This is a genomic window from Vibrio sp. 99-70-13A1 (assembly GCF_013114625.1).
Lineage (GTDB): Bacteria > Pseudomonadota > Gammaproteobacteria > Enterobacterales > Vibrionaceae > Vibrio.
Genome location: NZ_VTXD01000051.1, coordinates 1 through 19,071 on the forward strand (window position 1 = coordinate 1; position 19,071 = coordinate 19,071).

Here is a 19,071-nt window from a genome sequence, read left to right on the forward strand (position 1 = left end):
AGATGTGTATAAGAGACAGTATATGATTAGCACTATCTATTAAAATAAGATCACCATCACTTATTTAGATTATTGTACTACAAATAAGCTCAGCATTTAATTATAGTGTTTTGTAACAAAATACTATAGATAAGGTTATATGATGGAACTCAACACTATTATCGTAGGCATCTACTTTCTATTCTTAATTGCAATAGGCTGGATGTTTAGAACGTTTACAAGTACTACAAGTGATTACTTCCGTGGGGGAGGTAACATGCTCTGGTGGATGGTTGGTGCTACGGCCTTTATGACACAGTTTAGTGCATGGACCTTCACAGGCGCAGCAGGTAAAGCCTACAACGATGGCTTCGCTGTTGCGGTTATCTTTATTGCGAATGCATTCGGTTACTTCATGAACTTCGCATACTTTGCTCCAAAATTCCGCCAACTTCGTGTTGTAACGGTTATTGAAGCAATCCGCATGCGTTTTGGTGCAACGAATGAGCAAGTATTTACTTGGTCTTCAATGCCTAACAGTGTTGTATCAGCAGGTGTATGGCTAAATGCATTAGCGATCATCGCTTCTGGTATTTTCGGCTTCGACATGACAGCAACTATCTGGATTACTGGTCTAGTAGTACTGGCGATGTCAGTAACTGGCGGTTCATGGGCGGTTATCGCATCTGACTTCATGCAGATGGTAATCATCATGGCTGTAACAGTGACATGTGCAGTTGTTGCCGTAGTTCAAGGCGGCGGTATTGGTGAAATCGTTAATAACTTCCCTGTTGCAGAAGGCGGTTCATTCCTTTCTGGTAACAACATCAACTACTTAAGCATCTTCAGCATCTGGGCATTCTTCATCTTCGTGAAGCAATTCTCTATCACGAACAACATGCTTAACTCTTACCGTTACCTAGCGGCTAAAGATTCAAAGAATGCTAAGAAAGCAGCACTACTTGCATGTGTGCTTATGATGTGTGGCGTATTCATTTGGTTCATGCCTTCTTGGTACATTGCAGGTCAAGGTGTTGATTTAGCAGCGGCTTACCCAGAAGCTGGTAAGAAAGCAGGTGACTTCGCATACCTATACTTCGTACAAGAATACATGCCAGCAGGTATGGTTGGTCTTCTAGTGGCAGCGATGTTTGCAGCAACAATGTCATCAATGGATTCAGGTCTTAACCGTAACTCAGGTATTTTTGTTAAGAACTTCTACGAACCAATCGTTCGTAAAGGTACGGCAAGTGAAAAAGAGCTGGTAACAGTATCTAAGATTACTTCTGCTGTATTTGGTATCGCTATCATCCTTATCGCACAGTTCATCAACTCTCTAAAAGGTTTGAGCTTGTTCGACACCATGATGTACGTTGGTGCGCTAATCGGTTTCCCAATGACTATTCCAGCATTCCTTGGTTTCTTCATTAAGAAGACTCCAGACTGGGCAGGTTGGGGTACGCTAGTCGTCGGTGGTCTTGTTTCTTACTACGTAGGCTTCGTTATAAACGCAGAGATGGTTTCATCTGTATTCGGTCTTGAAGAGTTAACGAGCCGTGAATGGTCTGATGTTAAAGTTGCGATTGGTCTAATGGGTCACATTGTATTTACTGGCGGCTTCTTCATTCTATCAATGCTGTTCTACAAACCACTTACAGAGAAGCGTCAAGCTGACGTTGATAAGTTCTTCGGTAACCTGTCTACTCCGCTAGTTGCAGAGTCTGCAGAACAGAAAGTTCTTGATAACAAACAACGTGAAATGCTTGGTAAACTGATTGCAGTAGCGGGTGTTGGTATCATGCTAATGGCTCTACTAACTAACCCAATGTGGGGGCGTCTAGTGTTCATCCTTTGTGGTGTGATTGTTGGTGGTGTTGGTGTACTACTGGTTAAAGCAGTAGATGACAATGGCAAAACTGCCACAACAGCAACAGAAAGTTAATAAATAGCAATTTAACAATAAAGCGGTTACTCGAAAGGGTAACCGCTTTTCTTTATTTAGAATCAGAATAAATCTAGTTAAAAGAATGGGCGAGTTGTTAATTTGTTTTTAAATTCAACCACGTGAGTGAGCTAAATAAAAGGTGATATAAAGAAGGTGCCTTTATTGAAAGGCAAGAAGCAGAAAACCGGATAGTCGTGAAGTCGTGAGAAAGGGCTACCAAGACCATGGTATGGGCTATAGAGCGGCCAGTTAATGCGCTCCTACTATTTGCTTTCGCTGCTCTAACTTTGAAAGTATGGATTTAAGATTACTATTTAAAGGTTCACCTTTAGATGGGAAATATATAGAGGATGCAGCTTTAAAATTTAATTATTAGATTATTTATTGTCTAAACTTGTTGTTATTTTGAGCGAAGAAAGCCGGATAAAACTCAAGAAATGGGCTTCTTTATTTTTTTATATAACCTTCATCACATCTCGCTGCGAATAATCCATTTCGACCACCAAAAACTATTGCGTAACGCAAAAGAGGTGGTTATTATAATCAGCATATAATCATACAATAACATATTTGGAGTTGAACATGACTAAACCAGTAATTGGTTTCATTGGCCTAGGTCTTATGGGCGGCAACATGGTAGAAAACCTGCAGAAGCGCGGCTACCACGTAAACGTAATGGATCTTAGCGCAGAAGCAGTTGCTCGCGTTACAGATCGTGGCAATGCTACAGCATTCACTTCAGCTAAAGAATTAGCAGCAGCAAGTGACATCGTTCAATTTTGTCTGACAACTTCAGCTGTAGTTGAAAAAATTGTTTACGGCGAAGACGGTGTTCTAGCGGGTATTAAAGAAGGTTCTGTACTAGTAGACTTCGGTACTTCTATCCCTGCTTCAACTAAGAAAATCGGCGCAGCACTTGCTGAAAAAGGCGCTGGTATGATCGATGCTCCTCTTGGTCGTACTCCTGCACACGCTAAAGATGGTCTTTTGAACATCATGGCTGCTGGCGACATGGACACTTTCAACAAAGTTAAACCTGTTCTTGAAGAGCAAGGCGAGAACGTATTCCACCTAGGTACTCTAGGTTCAGGTCACGTTACTAAGCTTGTAAACAACTTCATGGGTATGACTACTGTTGCAACTATGTCTCAAGCGTTTGCTGTTGCAAAACTTGCAGGTGTTGATGGTCAACAACTGTTTGACATCATGTCAGCGGGTCCTTCTAACTCTCCATTCATGCAGTTCTGTAAGTTCTACGCTGTAGATGGCGAAGAAAAACTAGGTTTCTCTGTTGCTAACGCTAATAAAGACCTTGGTTACTTCCTTGCAATGTGTGAAGACCTAGGTACTAAGTCTCTTATTGCTCAAGGTACAGCAACAAGCTTACAAGAAGCTGTTGACGCTGGTCTTGGTCAAAATGACGTACCAGTAATTTTTGACTACTTCACTAAACTAGAGAAGTAATCATACAGAACCTTACGATGGCATTATGTTTATAAGTCATAATGCTGGAGTAAGGTTCCGTTTCTTTGGTTATTCTTACATTCCCCTTTAAATTAGTGCTCCGACAAACTTTTCTATTATCTACATGACAACTTCTTAAAATCCTCATTATTGTCTTACTGCTTTTCGCTTAAAACCATTAGTCATCAATTTTCAACGATCCGACCATCAATCCTTAGTTACCCAAGCCATACCCCAATGACACTTCATCCTTGATACATTCACTGCTTAGCAATGTATAAACCTGGCTGAACACTTTAACCCTACTTAGCACATTTATTAATTTTATCTAAAGATATCAATCAAAAATCAATATGTAATTGATTACCTATCTTGGTTCTATAAATAAGTCAGAATAATATTTTCTATTGGATAATCAGTATGGATATTAAAATCATAGTGAGTTTTTACTAATAAAAATGAGATATAAAGACAGATAATAAATTACTAAGTAACCATATGCTCGTCTTTCTCACAAAACACACGAACCATTTGTAATACAATACCGGAATATTATAGCGGTAACTCATTGTAACAATAAGATACCTTTTGTGATGTATGCCTCTCACTAAGTGATTACTGCTAAAACACCTATTCCAATAGATTTAAATAAATATTAAAGGTTGTTATTAATTATGGGTCTTATGAATTCAGGATTATCTTTAGGGTTTAAAGGAAAACTAATTTTAATGGCTGCTGTAGTCAGCTCTAGCGCATTAGTTGTTACAAATTGGTATTCTCTTAACCTAGCAACGCAGCAAGTAAATAACACAATATATAATGAAATTGAACAATCTTTGTCCGTAGAAATAACTGAAATTGAAACTACCGTTCAAAGAACAATAGATACGGTAAACTCAGTGGCACAAGAGTTCATGAATTCACCTTACTCAGTACCGAATGAAGCATTAATGCATTACGCCGCAAAGATGGGTGGAGTAGACAAGGTCGTTGTAGGGTTTGATGATGGCAGTTCTTACACTTCACGACCATCGGAATCTTTCCCTAATGGTATAGGAATTAAGGAAAAATACGATCCAACGGCTCGCCCTTGGTACAAGCAAGCAAAGCAAAAATCAGGTCAGTCTTTCAGTGATTTGTTCTTCACAAAGAGCACGCAAGTACCAATGATCGGTGTGACGTATTCATATAATGATCGCGTTATTATGGCAGACATTCGATTTGATGATCTTGAAGATAAATTAAAGCAATTAGATAAAATATACGAAGCTAAAGGAATCATGGTAGATGATAAAGGCATGATCATCGCATCAACGATAGAGCAGATTCAGCCGCAGACAAATATATCCTCTATTAACCGCGATGCAAATATTAGCCAAGCTATTCAATCTCCAGAAATATTCATCGAAGGCGTGATTAATGGTCAAGATAGAATATTAATGGCTAAAAAAGTTCATATTGGTGACAGTATGGAATGGTATATGATATCAAGTATTGACCCTTCTTTAGCACTTGAGCAATTAGATGAAGTGATGTCTAGTGCGCGTATGTTAATTATTGCGTCAATTCTAGGTTCAGTCGTACTAATGGTTTTACTTCTTAATCGTTTTTATCGTCCAATTGTTTCTTTACGCGATATCGTTCATGGATTATCACAAGGTAATGGTGATTTAACTCAGCGCTTAGTGGAAAAGGGCAGTGATGACTTAGGCAATATAGCAAGAGACATCAACCTATTTATAATGGGTTTGCAGGAAATGGTCAAAGACGTCAAATTTAAAAATTCAGACTTGGACGTTAAAGTATTAAGTATCCGTGAAGGTTGTAAAGAAACCAGTAACGTACTTAAGGTGCATACAGATGAAACGGCGCAAGTGGTTTCTTCTATTGATAGCCTGTCTGAAGCCTCTAACGAAGTGGAAAAAAATTCGCAGTTTGCCGCTGATGCAGCAAGAAGTGCAGCTCGACTCAGTGATGAAACGAAGCAAATTAATACTGTGACTGAAACTTATGTGAGTGATCTTGAAAAACAAGTGGTTTCAACGTCTGAAGACATTTTGTCCATGGCAAATGAAACGCAAGGTATTCAATCTATTGTCACTGTCATTGGTGGAATTGCAGAACAAACAAACTTATTAGCATTAAATGCTTCGATTGAAGCGGCAAGAGCAGGTGAACATGGTCGCGGTTTTGCTGTGGTAGCCGATGAAGTCCGAGCTTTGGCTAACCGAACTCAAATCAGTACTTCTGAAATTGAAGAAGCGCTATCAAGCTTACAAAATAAATCGGAAGGTTTGGTTAAGTCCATTGAACAAACGAAAACGAATTGCGAAATGACTCGCTCTCAAGTTGTGCAAGCGGTTGATATGTTGTCTAAATTGACGGAACAAATGGAAACCGTAAGCCGTTTCAATAATGATATTTCGGGTTCTTCTGTTGAGCAAAACTCTTTGATTCAGAGCATTGCTAAGAACATGCATACTATTGAAAACTTTGTGGTAGAGCTTAACCAATTAAGCCAAAACCAAGTGGCAGAATCAGCAGAAATTAAAACGCTGAACACCAGCGTTAGTGAGTTGATGAGCAGCTTTAAAGTGTAAAAATTTACTTTAGAACTAATCCAGTACTTCTAACCGAGTCTTATCAAGGCTGCTCTGATTTCAGGGTAGCCTTTTTTGTTGAGATAGCTCTCTAACATTAAGCTGCATGACTCAGTGCTTTCATCGCTCACTTCTCATAATAAAAACTTATTCAAGTTAGTTCTCACATTATCAGCACTCCACAATTGACTTAAAATACTACAAATATAAATTATCCTTTTTATACAAATGGATAAGTGAAATGAATGCGATGAAGCCGATCATGATTGTAGCATTAACCGGTCTTGTTTACGGTTGCGGTGGAGGCAGCTCAGGCAGTAGCAGTACACCACCAGATACTGGTAACCCTGGAACACCAGAAGAAGCAATCGCTCCTTTCGACCTCGTTAAATATCAAAGTATTCTTTCCAATTCAGATTTGCAGGTTTCTGACCCCAGCGGATCAGAAGGCAATAAATCTTCTGAAGTAAAAGACGGCAATTTTGACGGCTACAAAAGTGAATACTTTTATGCTGACAAGAGTACTGAAAATCTGATTTTTAAAATGTCGAACTACAAAATGAGATCAGAAGTTCGTGAAGGTGAAAACTTTGATGTCAATGAAGAGAACACTAAGCGAACTCTCTATGCTGAAGTGAAACTGCCAGGTATAGATTTGGCAATGGCGAGTTCGCCAGCCGACCACGATGAAGTAACATTCTTGCAAATCCATAATAAAGGCACTGATGACAGTGGTACAGGGAACATACCTCATCCTTTATTACGGGTGATATGGGAACAAGAAAGAGACGGTATCACAGGTCATTACTGGGCTGTCGTTAAAAATAATGCCATTGATTGCAGCACCGCGGCAGACTCTTCAACATGCTATGCCACTTCTTATGATCGTTATGACTTAGGTGAAGCTGATCTTGATAACTTCACTAAATTCGAACTGTCTGTGTTCGAAAACACGCTTGCTATAAAAGTAGATGGTCAGCTCTCTGTTACACACGATATTCAATACTGGGAACACTTACTCAGCTATTTCAAAGCTGGCATTTACAATCAATTTGAAAATGGTGAAGGGGTCGCCCACTTCCAAGAGTTACAGCATTCAACAACTAGCCTAGACAATTCAAGTGACTGGGATATTAGTCAGTGGAAGTTGACCATTCCGGCTAGTAAAGATGCTTGGTATGGCGACGGCGGTAGCAGTGCTGCGGAATTAGAACCAGTAAGATGCAATTCCAGTAAGGATGAGCTTACTAATGACAGTGATGTCTATGACAACAGCATCAATTTGTCATACTTTAATGTCGAAAATGGACGAATGCATTTTAGAGCAGACATGGGGTATGGCACCACAACGACCAACTCTAGCTATATACGTTCTGAATTTCGAGAGCTTTATGTCAGCAGCAATAGCCCTGATTGCAGTACCAGCGATGAAGACACCAGTTGGTACCTTGCTGATAACCGCACTAATTCTTCAGAACATGTGTTAACTGCTCAGCTAAAGATTGAAGAATACCCAGAGATAAGCAACCAAGCCCCTAAAGTCGTTTTAGGTCAAATCCATGGTTGGAAGATCAATCAAGCCTTGGTCAAGTTACTTTGGGAAGGCGAAGATAAGCCAGTAAGAGTGATCTTAAATTCTGATTTTGAACGCAATAATGCAGATTGTAATCATTGTGAGCCATTCAGTGTGACATTAGGAACTTATGCTGCAAATGAAGAATGGCGCTACACGATTCGTGCAAATGAAGACGGAGTGTATCTAGCCACTCATGATGCTAATGGTACAAATACCGTTTCTCACAATATCTTATGGGGCGAAGATTATACGGATAAAGATGGAGATACCGTTTCTCTTACCTCTGACTGGTCTTCATCTGATGTCGCATTTTACTTTAAAGGCGGTATCTATCCTCAATTCAAACCAGACAGTAGTTACCAGGGTAAGCGGTTTGATGTGAGCTTTGTTTCATTAATTGCGGAGCATCATTAATCACAGTTAGAGGTATCTATAATCAATGGATACCACTTCCTCTGTGAAGATTTTGTAAGACATATGTTTCTTACTACTGATGAAATTTAATTTATAAGAAATTCATATTGAGCGGGATCTCATTTATTCATCCTTTCAGGGGCTAGGTATAAGACCGCGATCTCATTTATGATTCTTTGCTTATTTGTACTATTTTATTATGTATATAATGATTCGTATCAGATGAGCAGAACATATTGGCACAACAATATACAACGTTGCTTATATGCCTATTTTATAGGTAAGCGATAGATTCATTCTCAATGCCAAAATGCTCTGCTTTTAATAAAACAAATAGATCTAATTATTCAAACTTTATATTTAAAGGTGAACAGACAAATGAAAAACATTTATCTTAAAAGCTTGCTAGCTACTTCTATCCTATTCGCTGTTGGTTGTACGAGTACTGGATCTTCCACGACAGCAGCTGAATTCCCTAATAATAAAGAAACTGGTGAAGTTATTATGACGCCGGTTGCTGCTACTGCTAGTAGCCACGATGGTAACGGTCCTGATCGCCTAGTTGACCAAGATCTAACAACACGTTGGTCTTCTGCTGGTGACGGCGAGTGGGCAATGTTGGACTATGGTTCTGTACATGAGTTTGACGCTGTTCAAGCATCATTCAGTAAAGGTAACGAGCGCCAATCTAAGTTTGATATTCAAGTCAGTGTTGATGGCGAAAACTGGACAACGGTACTTGAGAACCAAATGAGTTCAGGTAAAGCTATCGGTCTTGAGCGTTTCCAATTTGCTCCTGCGGTTCAAGCTCGCTACGTAAGATACGTTGGTCACGGTAATACCAAAAATGGTTGGAACAGTGTGACAGGTCTAGCGGCAGTAAACTGTAATGTTAACGCTTGTCCAGTTAGCCACATCATTACTTCAGACGTAGTTGCTGCTGAACAAGCAATGATTGCTGAAATGAAAGCCGTGGAAAAAGCACGTAAGCAAGCGCGTAAAGAATTGCGCTCTGGTAACTTCGGCGTAGCAGCGGTTTACCCTTGTGAAACAACAGTTCAGTGTGATACTCGTAGTGCTCTTCCGCTACCAACTAATCTCCCAGAAACACCGCTTGCAACTAATGCTCCAAGTGAAAACTTTGATATGACTCACTGGTACCTATCTCAACCATTCGATCATGACAAAAATGGCAAGCCTGATGATGTGTCTGAGTGGAACCTTGCAAATGGTTACCAACACCCAGAAATTTTCTACACAGCAGATGACGGCGGTCTAGTATTCAAGGCTTACGTGAAAGGTGTTCGTACATCTAAAAACACTAAGTACGCACGTACTGAACTTCGTGAAATGATGCGTCGTGGTGACAAGTCTATTAGCACTAAAGGTGTTAATAAAAACAACTGGGTATTCTCAAGCGCACCTGAATCTGACTTAGAAGCTGCTGCAGGTATCGACGGCGTTCTAGAAGCAACGTTGAAGATCGATCATGCAACCACGACTGGTAATGCAAATGAAGTAGGTCGTTTCATCATTGGTCAGATTCACGACCAAAACGATGAGCCGATTCGTTTGTACTACCGTAAATTACCAGACCAAGCAACAGGCGCCGTTTACTTTGCACATGAAAGTCAAGACGCGACAAAAGAGGACTTCTATCCTCTAGTTGGCGACATGACGGCTGAAGTTGGTGAAGATGGTATCGCTCTTGGTGAAATGTTCAGCTACCGCATTGATGTTAAAGGCAACACAATGACTGTATCTTTGATGCGTGAAGGCAAAGATGATGTAGTACAAGTGGTTGATATGAGTAATAGTGGCTACGACGCTGGCGGTAAGTACATGTACTTTAAAGCTGGTGTTTATAACCAAAACATCAGTGGTGATCTAGATGATTACTCACAGGCTACATTCTACAAACTAGATGTTTCTCACGATCAATACCAAGGTAAATAATTACCTGAGATTATGTCTCAATAAATAATCTAATAATGAATGGTCGGTAAATGAATAGGGTAATTTATTACTTTGTTAATTTACTGGCCATTTTTGTATTTATAGAACTTAAAACCTCAAAATGAATAATAGATTGAAGGCATGTTATTTATTGAATAGGAATGTACAAATAAGCAGTGTGTTTAGTATGAGGCTGTATGAGTCTCACGAAAAATTAATTTAGAGAAGATCTGCCCTTTGTATCTACCGTCACCTGATATTTATTGATAGTAATTTTGTAGTTATATTGGGGTTTAATAATCATATTATATACTTCATATTGGGTAGCATACATGGCAATAAATACGTCAACTTTGCTTATTAATGTGATGTATGCATGAGTTCTATAACCTAAATAGCAGTGACTGTGAGAAAGGTCATCATATTAAAAATCCATGATTGATGAATGAGCTCTTTTGTCTGACAATATCATTTAAAGGATTAATGACTAACGTGAAAGAGAGTAAATTATGCAGATTTCTAAAATTGCACTTGCAGTAACTATGTCTACAGGTTTGTTGTTCGGTTGTGACACAGATGTTGAATTCATTCCTGATGATGTACCAACGCCACCAGCACCGACATCACCTCTAGATGGTGGTATGTGGGAGATTGGTGCCGCAACAGTAAGCACAAGTGCTTTACCTGCAGCAACTTCTACTGACCTTCCAAATGTGTATGTATTTGCAGATGGTACACAAAAATATTACTACGATGATGCCGTTCCAGGCACGTACGAAATTAAGACAGCAACGTATACTGAAGATCTAGACGCAGAGACTATTTCATTTACGTATTACGGTGCCGATGCTGATGGCACAGTTGTTGACGGCGGTTACTCCGTTACTAACGGTGAATTGTCTGTTGATACTGCTTCTGATGGCGTATTAGAGGGTGCAGATGAAGCGACTAACACATCAGTAAGTGATGCTGTTAAAGATGCGAATGACGAATCTGGCGTAAACAACTACGTTCAAATTATTGATACGTCAACATCAGATACTGGTGAGCTTAGATTAAAACTTTCTGACAATAGCTTTGATAACATAACGTCAGGTCGTTTAACGGTAGATTTAGTTTATCAACTTGATGAAGATTCTGTCGGAGATGACAACAGCAAAAACGCGTATGTTTCGGTTTATGCATCTGACACATCGACATCTAATCTACATGGTGAAATTGCATTTGAAGGCGGCGTGATTAAATACCGTGACAGTGCAAAACAACTTAATGCTATCGATGGCGGCTATACCGAAGGCGAAACATTATCAGTTGAAGCTGTATGGAGTAACGGCGTATTTAGCTTCAAAGTAAATGATGTTGAGCACTCATACTTAGCTGATGAAATTCCAGAAAGCGGTCCAGTTCAAGTAATAGCACTAAGACTGGGTGATAACGGTAGTACGAATAACTTTGAACTACTTGCTGATAATCTAAAAGTGTACTCAAGTGATAGTGGTTCAGAAGAGCTAATCTTCGAAGATGACTTCAATGGTTACACGATTGGCAAAGTACTAAACACGACACCTTACAACAGCAGCAGCTCTGAAGCGACAGTGGCTGGTGATGGAGAAAAACCAACCGATCCAGAACCTACCGGTAACCAAGTTGCTGCTATTACCGATCAAGATGAAGGTGACACTGGTGAGTTGCGCTACAAGTTTGCAGAAGGCATGACTACTGGTACGCACAAAGTATCAATGTACTACGACGCAGCAGAAACAGAGTCAGCTTACGTTTCTCTTTTTGATACTAAAAACTCAACATCATCTTTGGTTGGTGAGCTGAAAATTGACGAAGGTAAAATCACGCTACGTGGTGAAGATGAGCAAGTAACAACGTTTACTCCTGGCACTTGGATTGACCTTGAAATGTCTTGGAATACATCTTCGACGACTGAAGTTGGTACCTACACAGTTAAAGTTGATGGTGTGGAATTTGGTCCTTACAACTCTCAGAACGCGGGTAACGATGCCAATCACTCAGACTCTAGTGTTCCAGTAACGGCAACGACTATTAAGTTCTCGTCAAACAGCGGTATGGCAGATACAACGTTATACGTTGATGACTATGAAGTTTATTCTGATGAAGCGGCTCAAACAGAAGTTTTCACTGATGACTTTGACTCACGTACTATAGGTGATGTACTAGGCGGCAATGATTACAATTCAAGCACATTCTCTGCCGTAGTTGCAGCAGACCCAATGGATAAATAATCTTTATTTACCATAAGTAACTTTCTTATAAGTGACTTCCTTATAAGTACCGAATTGAGCGCCGTTCATTGATTGAACGGCGTTTTTTTGTATGAACTATTCACACCTATTTCATTCTATAACCTATGCTCTAAGTTAGTTCCACATTCCTCAGTGTCACTCTAAAAGCTTCTTAAAACGAATGTGAAGCTATTTTAAGGTTTCTATACTTAACACATCATTTAGATTTTATCGATCCATTCCCCCGCGCATAGAGACGGTTATACAAGTGGTTTTGATCTCACTCTTTTTACAGACGAATCCCTTTCATTCAAAAGAGAGTAATGGTACAGCCCGTTCTTAAGTGTTTATTATTATTGATGAAAACCCACAACCAGAAGGAGGCTAAGTACCCTAAAAGGGAGGAGGGGAACAATAGACTTGATATTATAAATATAGATGCTGGAGCGTTAAGGAGACGATGATTTAGGTGAAATATAAGTACATTAAAGTGAGTAACGAGTTTATCTTTCTAGAAGATAGAAGATAGAAGATAGAAGATAGAAGATAGAAGATAGAAGATAGAAGATCAAAAAAGGCTTAGCGCAATGCTAAACCTTTTTAAATCGAAGCTTAACTAAGTAAATAATAGAACTTTAAAAGCAGTTACTTAGTGACATTCAAATCTTATAATTAGAAGCTGTATTTAAGACCAAAACGTGTTTTAAGCTGGCGATCATCTTCAGCTGATGAACCGTAATCAGATGACCAGAATTCCATGTAAGGAGTGAAGTCACCCATTTTGTAACCTACTTTAACACCAAGATCCCATTCCCAGTTTTTATCGTTCGCAAGACGAACATCGTCGTAGTTTACGTTGTAGTTAGCTTCGTAGCTTAGCTTTAGGTTTTTCCAAGCTTCGTCACTGAACTTGTATGAACCAGTAAGCGTGAATTTACCTTGTTGTAGAGTTTTACCATCACGTACAACTTTACCACCACCAGCAGCACTTGCAGTGCCTGTACCAGTTTCAAAAGTTTGCAGTTCATGACGGTAACGTAAAGCAGTGGTTAGACCGAAATCAGCTTTGTAGCCAACGCGGAACTGAGGTTTATAAGTCGTTTTTGTTTCAGCAAAGGTAATTGGCATACCAGGTTGGATGTACCATTTATCATCTAGCTTATAAGTTAAGTCCCAGCTAAACTCAGAATCACCACGAACGACTTCAGTCCAGAAATCAGTTTGGTCGCTACTTTGGAATTTTTGCTCTACGCCAAAAGATAGTTTTGCTTGGTCATCAAATACTTTAGTGTTTGCACCAATTTTAATACGGTGAGCGTATTTTTCGTCTTCATGCTTGTATTCACCACGGTAATCGATGGTCGCGGCCGCTGCAGTTCCCGCTATAAGTGTAGTTACAACAAATGCTGCAATTTTAGTTACTGGTTTCATACTATCATCTCGCTATGATTTATAATTATGGATACATCCTTAGTACCCTTTTATTTCATCAAACAACAACAATGCTATTGAATTAATGTATGACAAATATAGTATGTATTATCGCCTCGATATTCTGTGATACCAATCAAAAAGTTCATATCAATCCCCCTTATTTATAACTAACTGTTATGGTTGTCCCACTTTTAGTAGAACATTTAACGCTAATCTTGATGGTGATCTCAATAATTAAAATGGCGCATTATTCCTTGTGTTAAAATAATACAAATAATGATTAAATCGCGAAGCTAAATTAGGTAGGGTTATTATCCAGATTGTGGATCTTCAGTTCTTCTATTCAACTCAAAGTTAACCTAGATGCATATATGGGTAATTTTAATATGTAGAAAGCATAGTTGCTTCAAATTTGTTAATTAAGTTGCAAACTTTTAAATATTTTTGAATTAAATATCGATACAGGGAAATAGACTAAACCAATAAATAATAGGCTAAACCAATAAATAATTGGTTAGTTAGATATTTATGGCTAAAGCTTCATGACTGACGGGAAAACATCTTTACCGAGTGATTAAAAATGGAACTACATAAAACTAGAGTTCTTTACAATTAGAATGAACGATTAATATCGAGGGAATGCATGCATTACATTATCAAATCAACGTTATTATCATTGGCAATTTCAACAGCATTCAGTGTGCAAGCTACTGATTTAGGTGTGCCTGCCGATTACACACAGTTTCAAGATATTTTTAAAGTATCAAAGCTACAGATGTCGGATGAAAAAGGTAAACCTGGTAATAAGAGTGACTATGCTCAGAAAGGCGCGTTCGATGGTGTTGTGTTTGATCACTTCTATGTTGATCCAAAAACTGAAGCGCTTGTGTTTAAAATGTCTGGTTTTAAAAATCGTAGTGAAGTTCGTGTAAATGATAATTTCCGTGTCGATAATGCCAATAAATTTCATCACCTCAGTGCGGAGTTTGAACCGATCAACCCAAGAGAATCAGTTAAAAATAGCGAAAAGAAACGTGATGAAATGACTTACCTGCAAGTGCATAACAAAGGCACTTATTTTGATGGTAAAGAAGGCTCACACGGTGAAGGCTATATTCCACATCCACTACTGCGTGTTGTGTATGATGCAGACAGAAGCGGTAAAAAAGATTGGTACTGGGCAATAATCAAAAACAATGCAGTCAATTGTGGCTCTAAGAGTGGCAATAAAGGAACACAAGAGTGTAAAAAGGCATACATCAAACTTCCCCTTGCTCCGATAGCGAAAGAAGGCACTGATAAATTTGATATTTATGTCGGCGACCAAAAGCTAATTATTAATCATAATAATAAGACGGTTGTAAATCATGATATTACTTATTGGAAAGACATGATCAGTTACTATAAAGCTGGTGTATACAATCAATTTAAAAATGGAGAGAGTGAAGTTCATTTCTATAAATTGACGTATTCAGTAGACTCTAAACCTGTGGTCACAGATTAGATTTATCGCTGTTAACATATATCCCGATAAAACATGAATAGAAATTATTCTATTTCCCAATAGGGTTCATGATATTCGATTTATTAAAACCGCTGCATGTCAGCGGTTCTTACATTTAAGCATGTATTAAGCGAGTTAACGTAGATAAGAAAGGTTTGGGTCATTCAAGCTAGAAGGGAAAGTCATTATAAAAATGAACTGCATAAAAGAGTAAAACCTAGTAAGCGTGAGCCGCGTGTGAAATGCAAGTGACTAGGTTAGATTCTATTTATGCTTAAAGCCGATGATTTGGCTAGAGACGATAACTTTAAGGTTTTACTTAAAGGTGTTAAGACTTTCACATTAAGACCCGGGCTATGAGAGACGTGGCGATATCTCAATATTTAGCTTAATTTGCCTTGTTCAGCTTAAAAAGTACTGTTTAATTTAAGTAGTACTGTTTAGCTTTAATAGCATTAAATTCAGTGGCTTGAACTTGAAATGCTTAGGCTCGTGAGTATTAATATTATAAGTCTGACGCTATAGGATTGTGAAATTTCCTAGCGTGTTACCGGTGTTTGATAAAATGGTGCCGGTATTGTCTCGTTCACTGAATTCGAAGTCGATTAGATAACTAGTATGTTGAAGCTTTGGCAGTATGTGACGGTGTAAAATGTCGCTGTTTAGCTGGCGTATCTCTGCGACCCAAGACAGGTCTTCTTTCAATAAGTTGATTTCTATTTTGAGCATTTATTACCTTGTGATTTTGTAAACGCTTTATCGCGTGATAGTTGGTACCAATGAATTTGTCGTGTTGTTCTTTTAGACATAATTGTGCCTTAGTTTTATTACAGTAATTGTTCATCTGAGAGAACTTAATGCGTAACTGATCTGTCAGTGAAAACATAAAGTTTCAGATTCGTTTTTTGAGGCTGATGGTTTAAAGCTATTGAATGATCGATTGAGGTAAAGCTGACGCAGAGAAGGTGTAACGAGGAAAATCGTGAACTGTCTGTGTGGAAACTTGGACTAAATGTAGCATTAACAACTCTTCAGTAAGAGCCAGGGAGCGAACTATACGCTTAGTTTTGGAAATTGCTATATTTATTTTCAGAAAACTAAAAATAAATATAGCGTAATGAATGCTCAGCTTCAGGTTATTAAAACTAAAATTTGTTCTATAAGTCAGCAATGAAAGGGGGGAAGCTATGAAAATAGACTGAACCTGTCTTGTTATCCCTCATTAATCAGTCATACATCAATGAGCTGGCTTTTTGAGAATCAAACTCTCTAAGTGATTTTCTCGCTAAGTGTCTAAATGGAAAAGCTTTAACGATTTCTTCAAAAGGTTGAATAGCAAATGCCCAAAATATAGATCCATCCAAACCAATAATGATTAATGCACAAAGGGGAATCGAAATAATCCATTGTCCAGTAAAGTTAATTTTGAATACATCTGTTGTTTTACCTAATGCTCTTAATACGTGCCCATGAACAGTGTTGTACCCGCGTACAATTGGCAGAAATATGTAGAGTGGGGCAATAACGGCTAAAGCTTGGTAGGTCGAACTGTCTAGATCTGGGTAGATATCCCCAATCACTAAGCTAAGACCACCAAATAAAACCGCACATACAATGGAAATACCCACGGCAATATCAATGCTTGTATCCACATTCTTTGTTAGGTCATCCATCTTTTTAGAGCCAATCGCTTGGCTAATGGTAATTGCAGAGGAGTGCGCCCAAGCGGTAATGAATTGTGTTCCTGCCCGTAGCCAAGGCATTACCAACGTAATCGCTACATAAGCATTGATATTGAGTTGCGAGTACAAGAGCTGATAAATCGTCGCCCCGATTGACAGCATGGTCACGTTTGCTGCTACAGGGAATATTTCGATGAAATGCTTTCGAATGTTACTTACAAACTCAGATTTCTGTGCTTGAAGAGACAATGAAATTGATGAGTCATAGTGTACGCATAGCACTAAATAAAAGAGCCTCAGGGTAATGGCAATCACGCTTCCAAGCGCTGCACCTTGTACGCCAATACCTTCGAAGGTAGAAAAACCATGAATTAGTACGTAGGAAAGCACCGCATTCACCGGTAATTCAATTAAGTAACCTTTAAAGGGCACTTTAGTTCGACCCAGTCCATTAAATAGGGCAATGATGACTTGAGTTAGAGCTGTGAAAATCACTAAGTATTTAGAAATATCGAGATAACGACTGATTTGGTTGTGAAGAGACAAATCATCAGTAAGTGCTTGAATTAAATGCTGCTCGAATGAAGTGAGAAGAACCCAGAAAATGATCGCAACACCGAGGTTGATACATAAACCAGCCCAAAATGCTTTTGAAAGGGAACTTTGTACTCCAGATCCTACAGCACGGCTCAACACCAATTGAGTACCGTTTGCCAAAGCCATTTGTATGCCAAGAATAAAAGCAATAATCGTGGTAGCAATGCCCATGGCTGCGAGAGGGATTTCACCCAGAGGAGAGACGAGGAGGGTGTCGATCATGAGCATCGATTGCATTAATAATGCATTCAAAGCTAAAGGCCAGGCTAATGAGAAATTTTTTCTTACGTATGATTGGGAAGACAAAACACTACCTTCTTAGAAAGACCGTGATTTAACCCGTACCAATAATTAAACCTAAACCGTCTACTGTAAAGAAAGTAAACCATTGGTTTAGTTGTTCTAGAAGGTGCGGTGACAAATAAATCTAGAGGTTTTTGGCTAAAATACTGCGGTCAGTGAATCAAACCTTAAATTGGCTAAAGTTGTCTTAACTTAAGGTTTGATGAAAATCGCTTTAAGCGATAGCGAGTTCTACATTGGACAGCTTCTGGTTTTCATCATCGAGTAGCACTTTAGATGCGATTCGAGCTTGAGATGCATTACCAGTCATAATGCTGTCGTATATCGCTTTATGTTCGTCTAAGCAAAAGCGCCCACCTTCAGCAGAATGGTCGATAAACTGTTTGAAAATCGTAGATAAAATATTGCCGAAAGGCACATAGAATTGGTTGCCTGTAGAAAGGAAAACAGTTTTATGGAATAGATGATCGTTTACCGTCCAAGATCCATAATCAAAGCTTTCAGCGGCGATCGTCATTTTTTGGAATAAAACAGAAAGCTCTTTACGCTGTTCAACGGTCGCGTTAGTTGCTGCCAGTGCACAAGCTTCTGGTTCAATTGCTTTTCGTAAGCCTAAAAATTGAGATAAGAATGGCTTCGTATCTTCTAAATCTTGTATCCAATTCAACAATTGAGGATCTAGAAAGTGCCATTGAGAGCGGGGCATTATACGAGTCCCAACTTTAGGCTTTGATTCGATAAGCCCTTTAGCTGAAAGCAGTTTTGTGGACTCTCGAAGCGCTGTACGGCTAACTCCAAAAATTTCACATAGGTTCATTTCGCTGGGTAATTTTTGATTTTCTTTTAATTCGCCAGATAAAATCTTGCGAGCAATCTGCCTTGCAATTTGAACATGAATGCGGCGGCTTGAATCTTCCACCAATGAGAATGTTGACATGTAAACCACCTGAGTTGGACATAAAAGTGGAGCTTCAAAATAGCGCGGGCTTTCTCTTATGTCTGGCATACTCCAAAAATAGAGTATTACTTACCTAAAAATAATTATAAATTGGTCAAAGTCATGTAAATAACATTTGCCATGTATAAATCATACAATAACACTTTGTTTATTCAAGAGGGAGCGTAAGCAAAATGAGTAATAATACTCATAAATGGCGGACTCATAATCTGTTTTGTGATTTTAAGCATGAATTAGTATTACAAATGAGACTTGTTTGTAATGGGCTGAGGGCTGTTTTTTTAGCTGATTTTTGCAATCAAGTTTTTACAAGTAACGTGCGAATGCCCCATAATACAAGGGAGCTCACGTTATTAACTACTTACTTTGTTGCTCCACATAAATCTGTCTCTTATACACATCTC

General features: G+C 38.8%; 12 protein-coding genes. 8 read left to right on the forward strand and 4 right to left on the reverse strand.

Annotation, left to right across the window (positions count from 1 at the left end; translation table 11 throughout):
* Positions 1-142: 142 nt before the first annotated feature.
* From F0226_RS20900 to F0226_RS20925, 6 genes are all read left to right on the forward strand, one after another.
* Positions 143-1,921 (forward strand): transporter, encoded by a 1,779-nt coding sequence (locus F0226_RS20900; protein WP_171737450.1) that lies wholly within the window; start codon positions 143-145, stop codon positions 1,919-1,921.
* 585 nt (positions 1,922-2,506) lie between these two features.
* Positions 2,507-3,388, forward strand: a complete 882-nt coding sequence (locus F0226_RS20905; RefSeq protein WP_171737440.1) for an NAD(P)-dependent oxidoreductase — start codon at positions 2,507-2,509, stop codon at positions 3,386-3,388.
* 728 nt (positions 3,389-4,116) lie between these two features.
* A complete protein-coding gene (locus tag F0226_RS20910; RefSeq protein ID WP_171737441.1) occupies positions 4,117-5,988 on the forward strand; it encodes a methyl-accepting chemotaxis protein in 1,872 nt (623 codons plus the stop codon).
* A 241-nt stretch (positions 5,989-6,229) separates the two neighbouring features.
* Positions 6,230-7,978 (forward strand): polysaccharide lyase family 7 protein, encoded by a 1,749-nt coding sequence (locus F0226_RS20915; protein WP_171737442.1) that lies wholly within the window; start codon positions 6,230-6,232, stop codon positions 7,976-7,978.
* A gap of 378 nt (positions 7,979-8,356) precedes the next feature.
* The gene (locus F0226_RS20920; protein WP_171737443.1) at positions 8,357-9,934 is read left to right on the forward strand and encodes a polysaccharide lyase family 7 protein; all 1,578 of its coding nucleotides are present in this window, start codon (positions 8,357-8,359) and stop codon (positions 9,932-9,934) included.
* 509 nt (positions 9,935-10,443) lie between these two features.
* A complete protein-coding gene (locus F0226_RS20925) occupies positions 10,444-12,189 on the forward strand; it encodes a hypothetical protein (RefSeq protein WP_171737444.1) in 1,746 nt (581 codons plus the stop codon).
* 672 nt (positions 12,190-12,861) lie between these two features.
* Here F0226_RS20925 and F0226_RS20930 read toward each other — a convergent pair.
* Positions 12,862-13,620: an oligogalacturonate-specific porin KdgM family protein gene (locus F0226_RS20930; RefSeq protein WP_171737445.1), complete on the reverse strand. Its 759-nt coding sequence runs from the start codon at positions 13,618-13,620 to the stop codon at positions 12,862-12,864.
* 646 nt (positions 13,621-14,266) lie between these two features.
* Here F0226_RS20930 and F0226_RS20935 point away from each other — a divergent pair.
* Positions 14,267-15,127, forward strand: a complete 861-nt coding sequence (locus F0226_RS20935) for a polysaccharide lyase family 7 protein (protein ID WP_171737446.1) — start codon at positions 14,267-14,269, stop codon at positions 15,125-15,127.
* Between the two features lie 519 nt (positions 15,128-15,646).
* On the opposite strand, the gene F0226_RS20940 is transcribed toward F0226_RS20935, so the two are convergent.
* From F0226_RS20940 to F0226_RS20950, 3 genes are all read right to left on the reverse strand, one after another.
* Positions 15,647-15,856 carry a hypothetical protein gene (locus tag F0226_RS20940; RefSeq protein ID WP_171737447.1) on the reverse strand — a complete coding sequence of 70 codons (210 nt, stop codon included), beginning with the start codon at positions 15,854-15,856 and terminating at the stop codon, positions 15,647-15,649.
* Positions 15,857-16,353: 497 nt separating this feature from the next.
* A complete protein-coding gene (locus F0226_RS20945; RefSeq protein ID WP_301338168.1) occupies positions 16,354-17,658 on the reverse strand; it encodes an MATE family efflux transporter in 1,305 nt (434 codons plus the stop codon).
* Positions 17,659-17,923: 265 nt separating this feature from the next.
* A complete protein-coding gene (locus tag F0226_RS20950; protein ID WP_171737449.1) occupies positions 17,924-18,646 on the reverse strand; it encodes a FadR/GntR family transcriptional regulator in 723 nt (240 codons plus the stop codon).
* Positions 18,647-18,840: 194 nt separating this feature from the next.
* Here F0226_RS20950 and F0226_RS22450 point away from each other — a divergent pair.
* Positions 18,841-19,071, forward strand: a 231-nt coding sequence (locus F0226_RS22450) for a hypothetical protein (RefSeq protein WP_216606693.1), incomplete at its 3' end; no start/stop codon positions are given.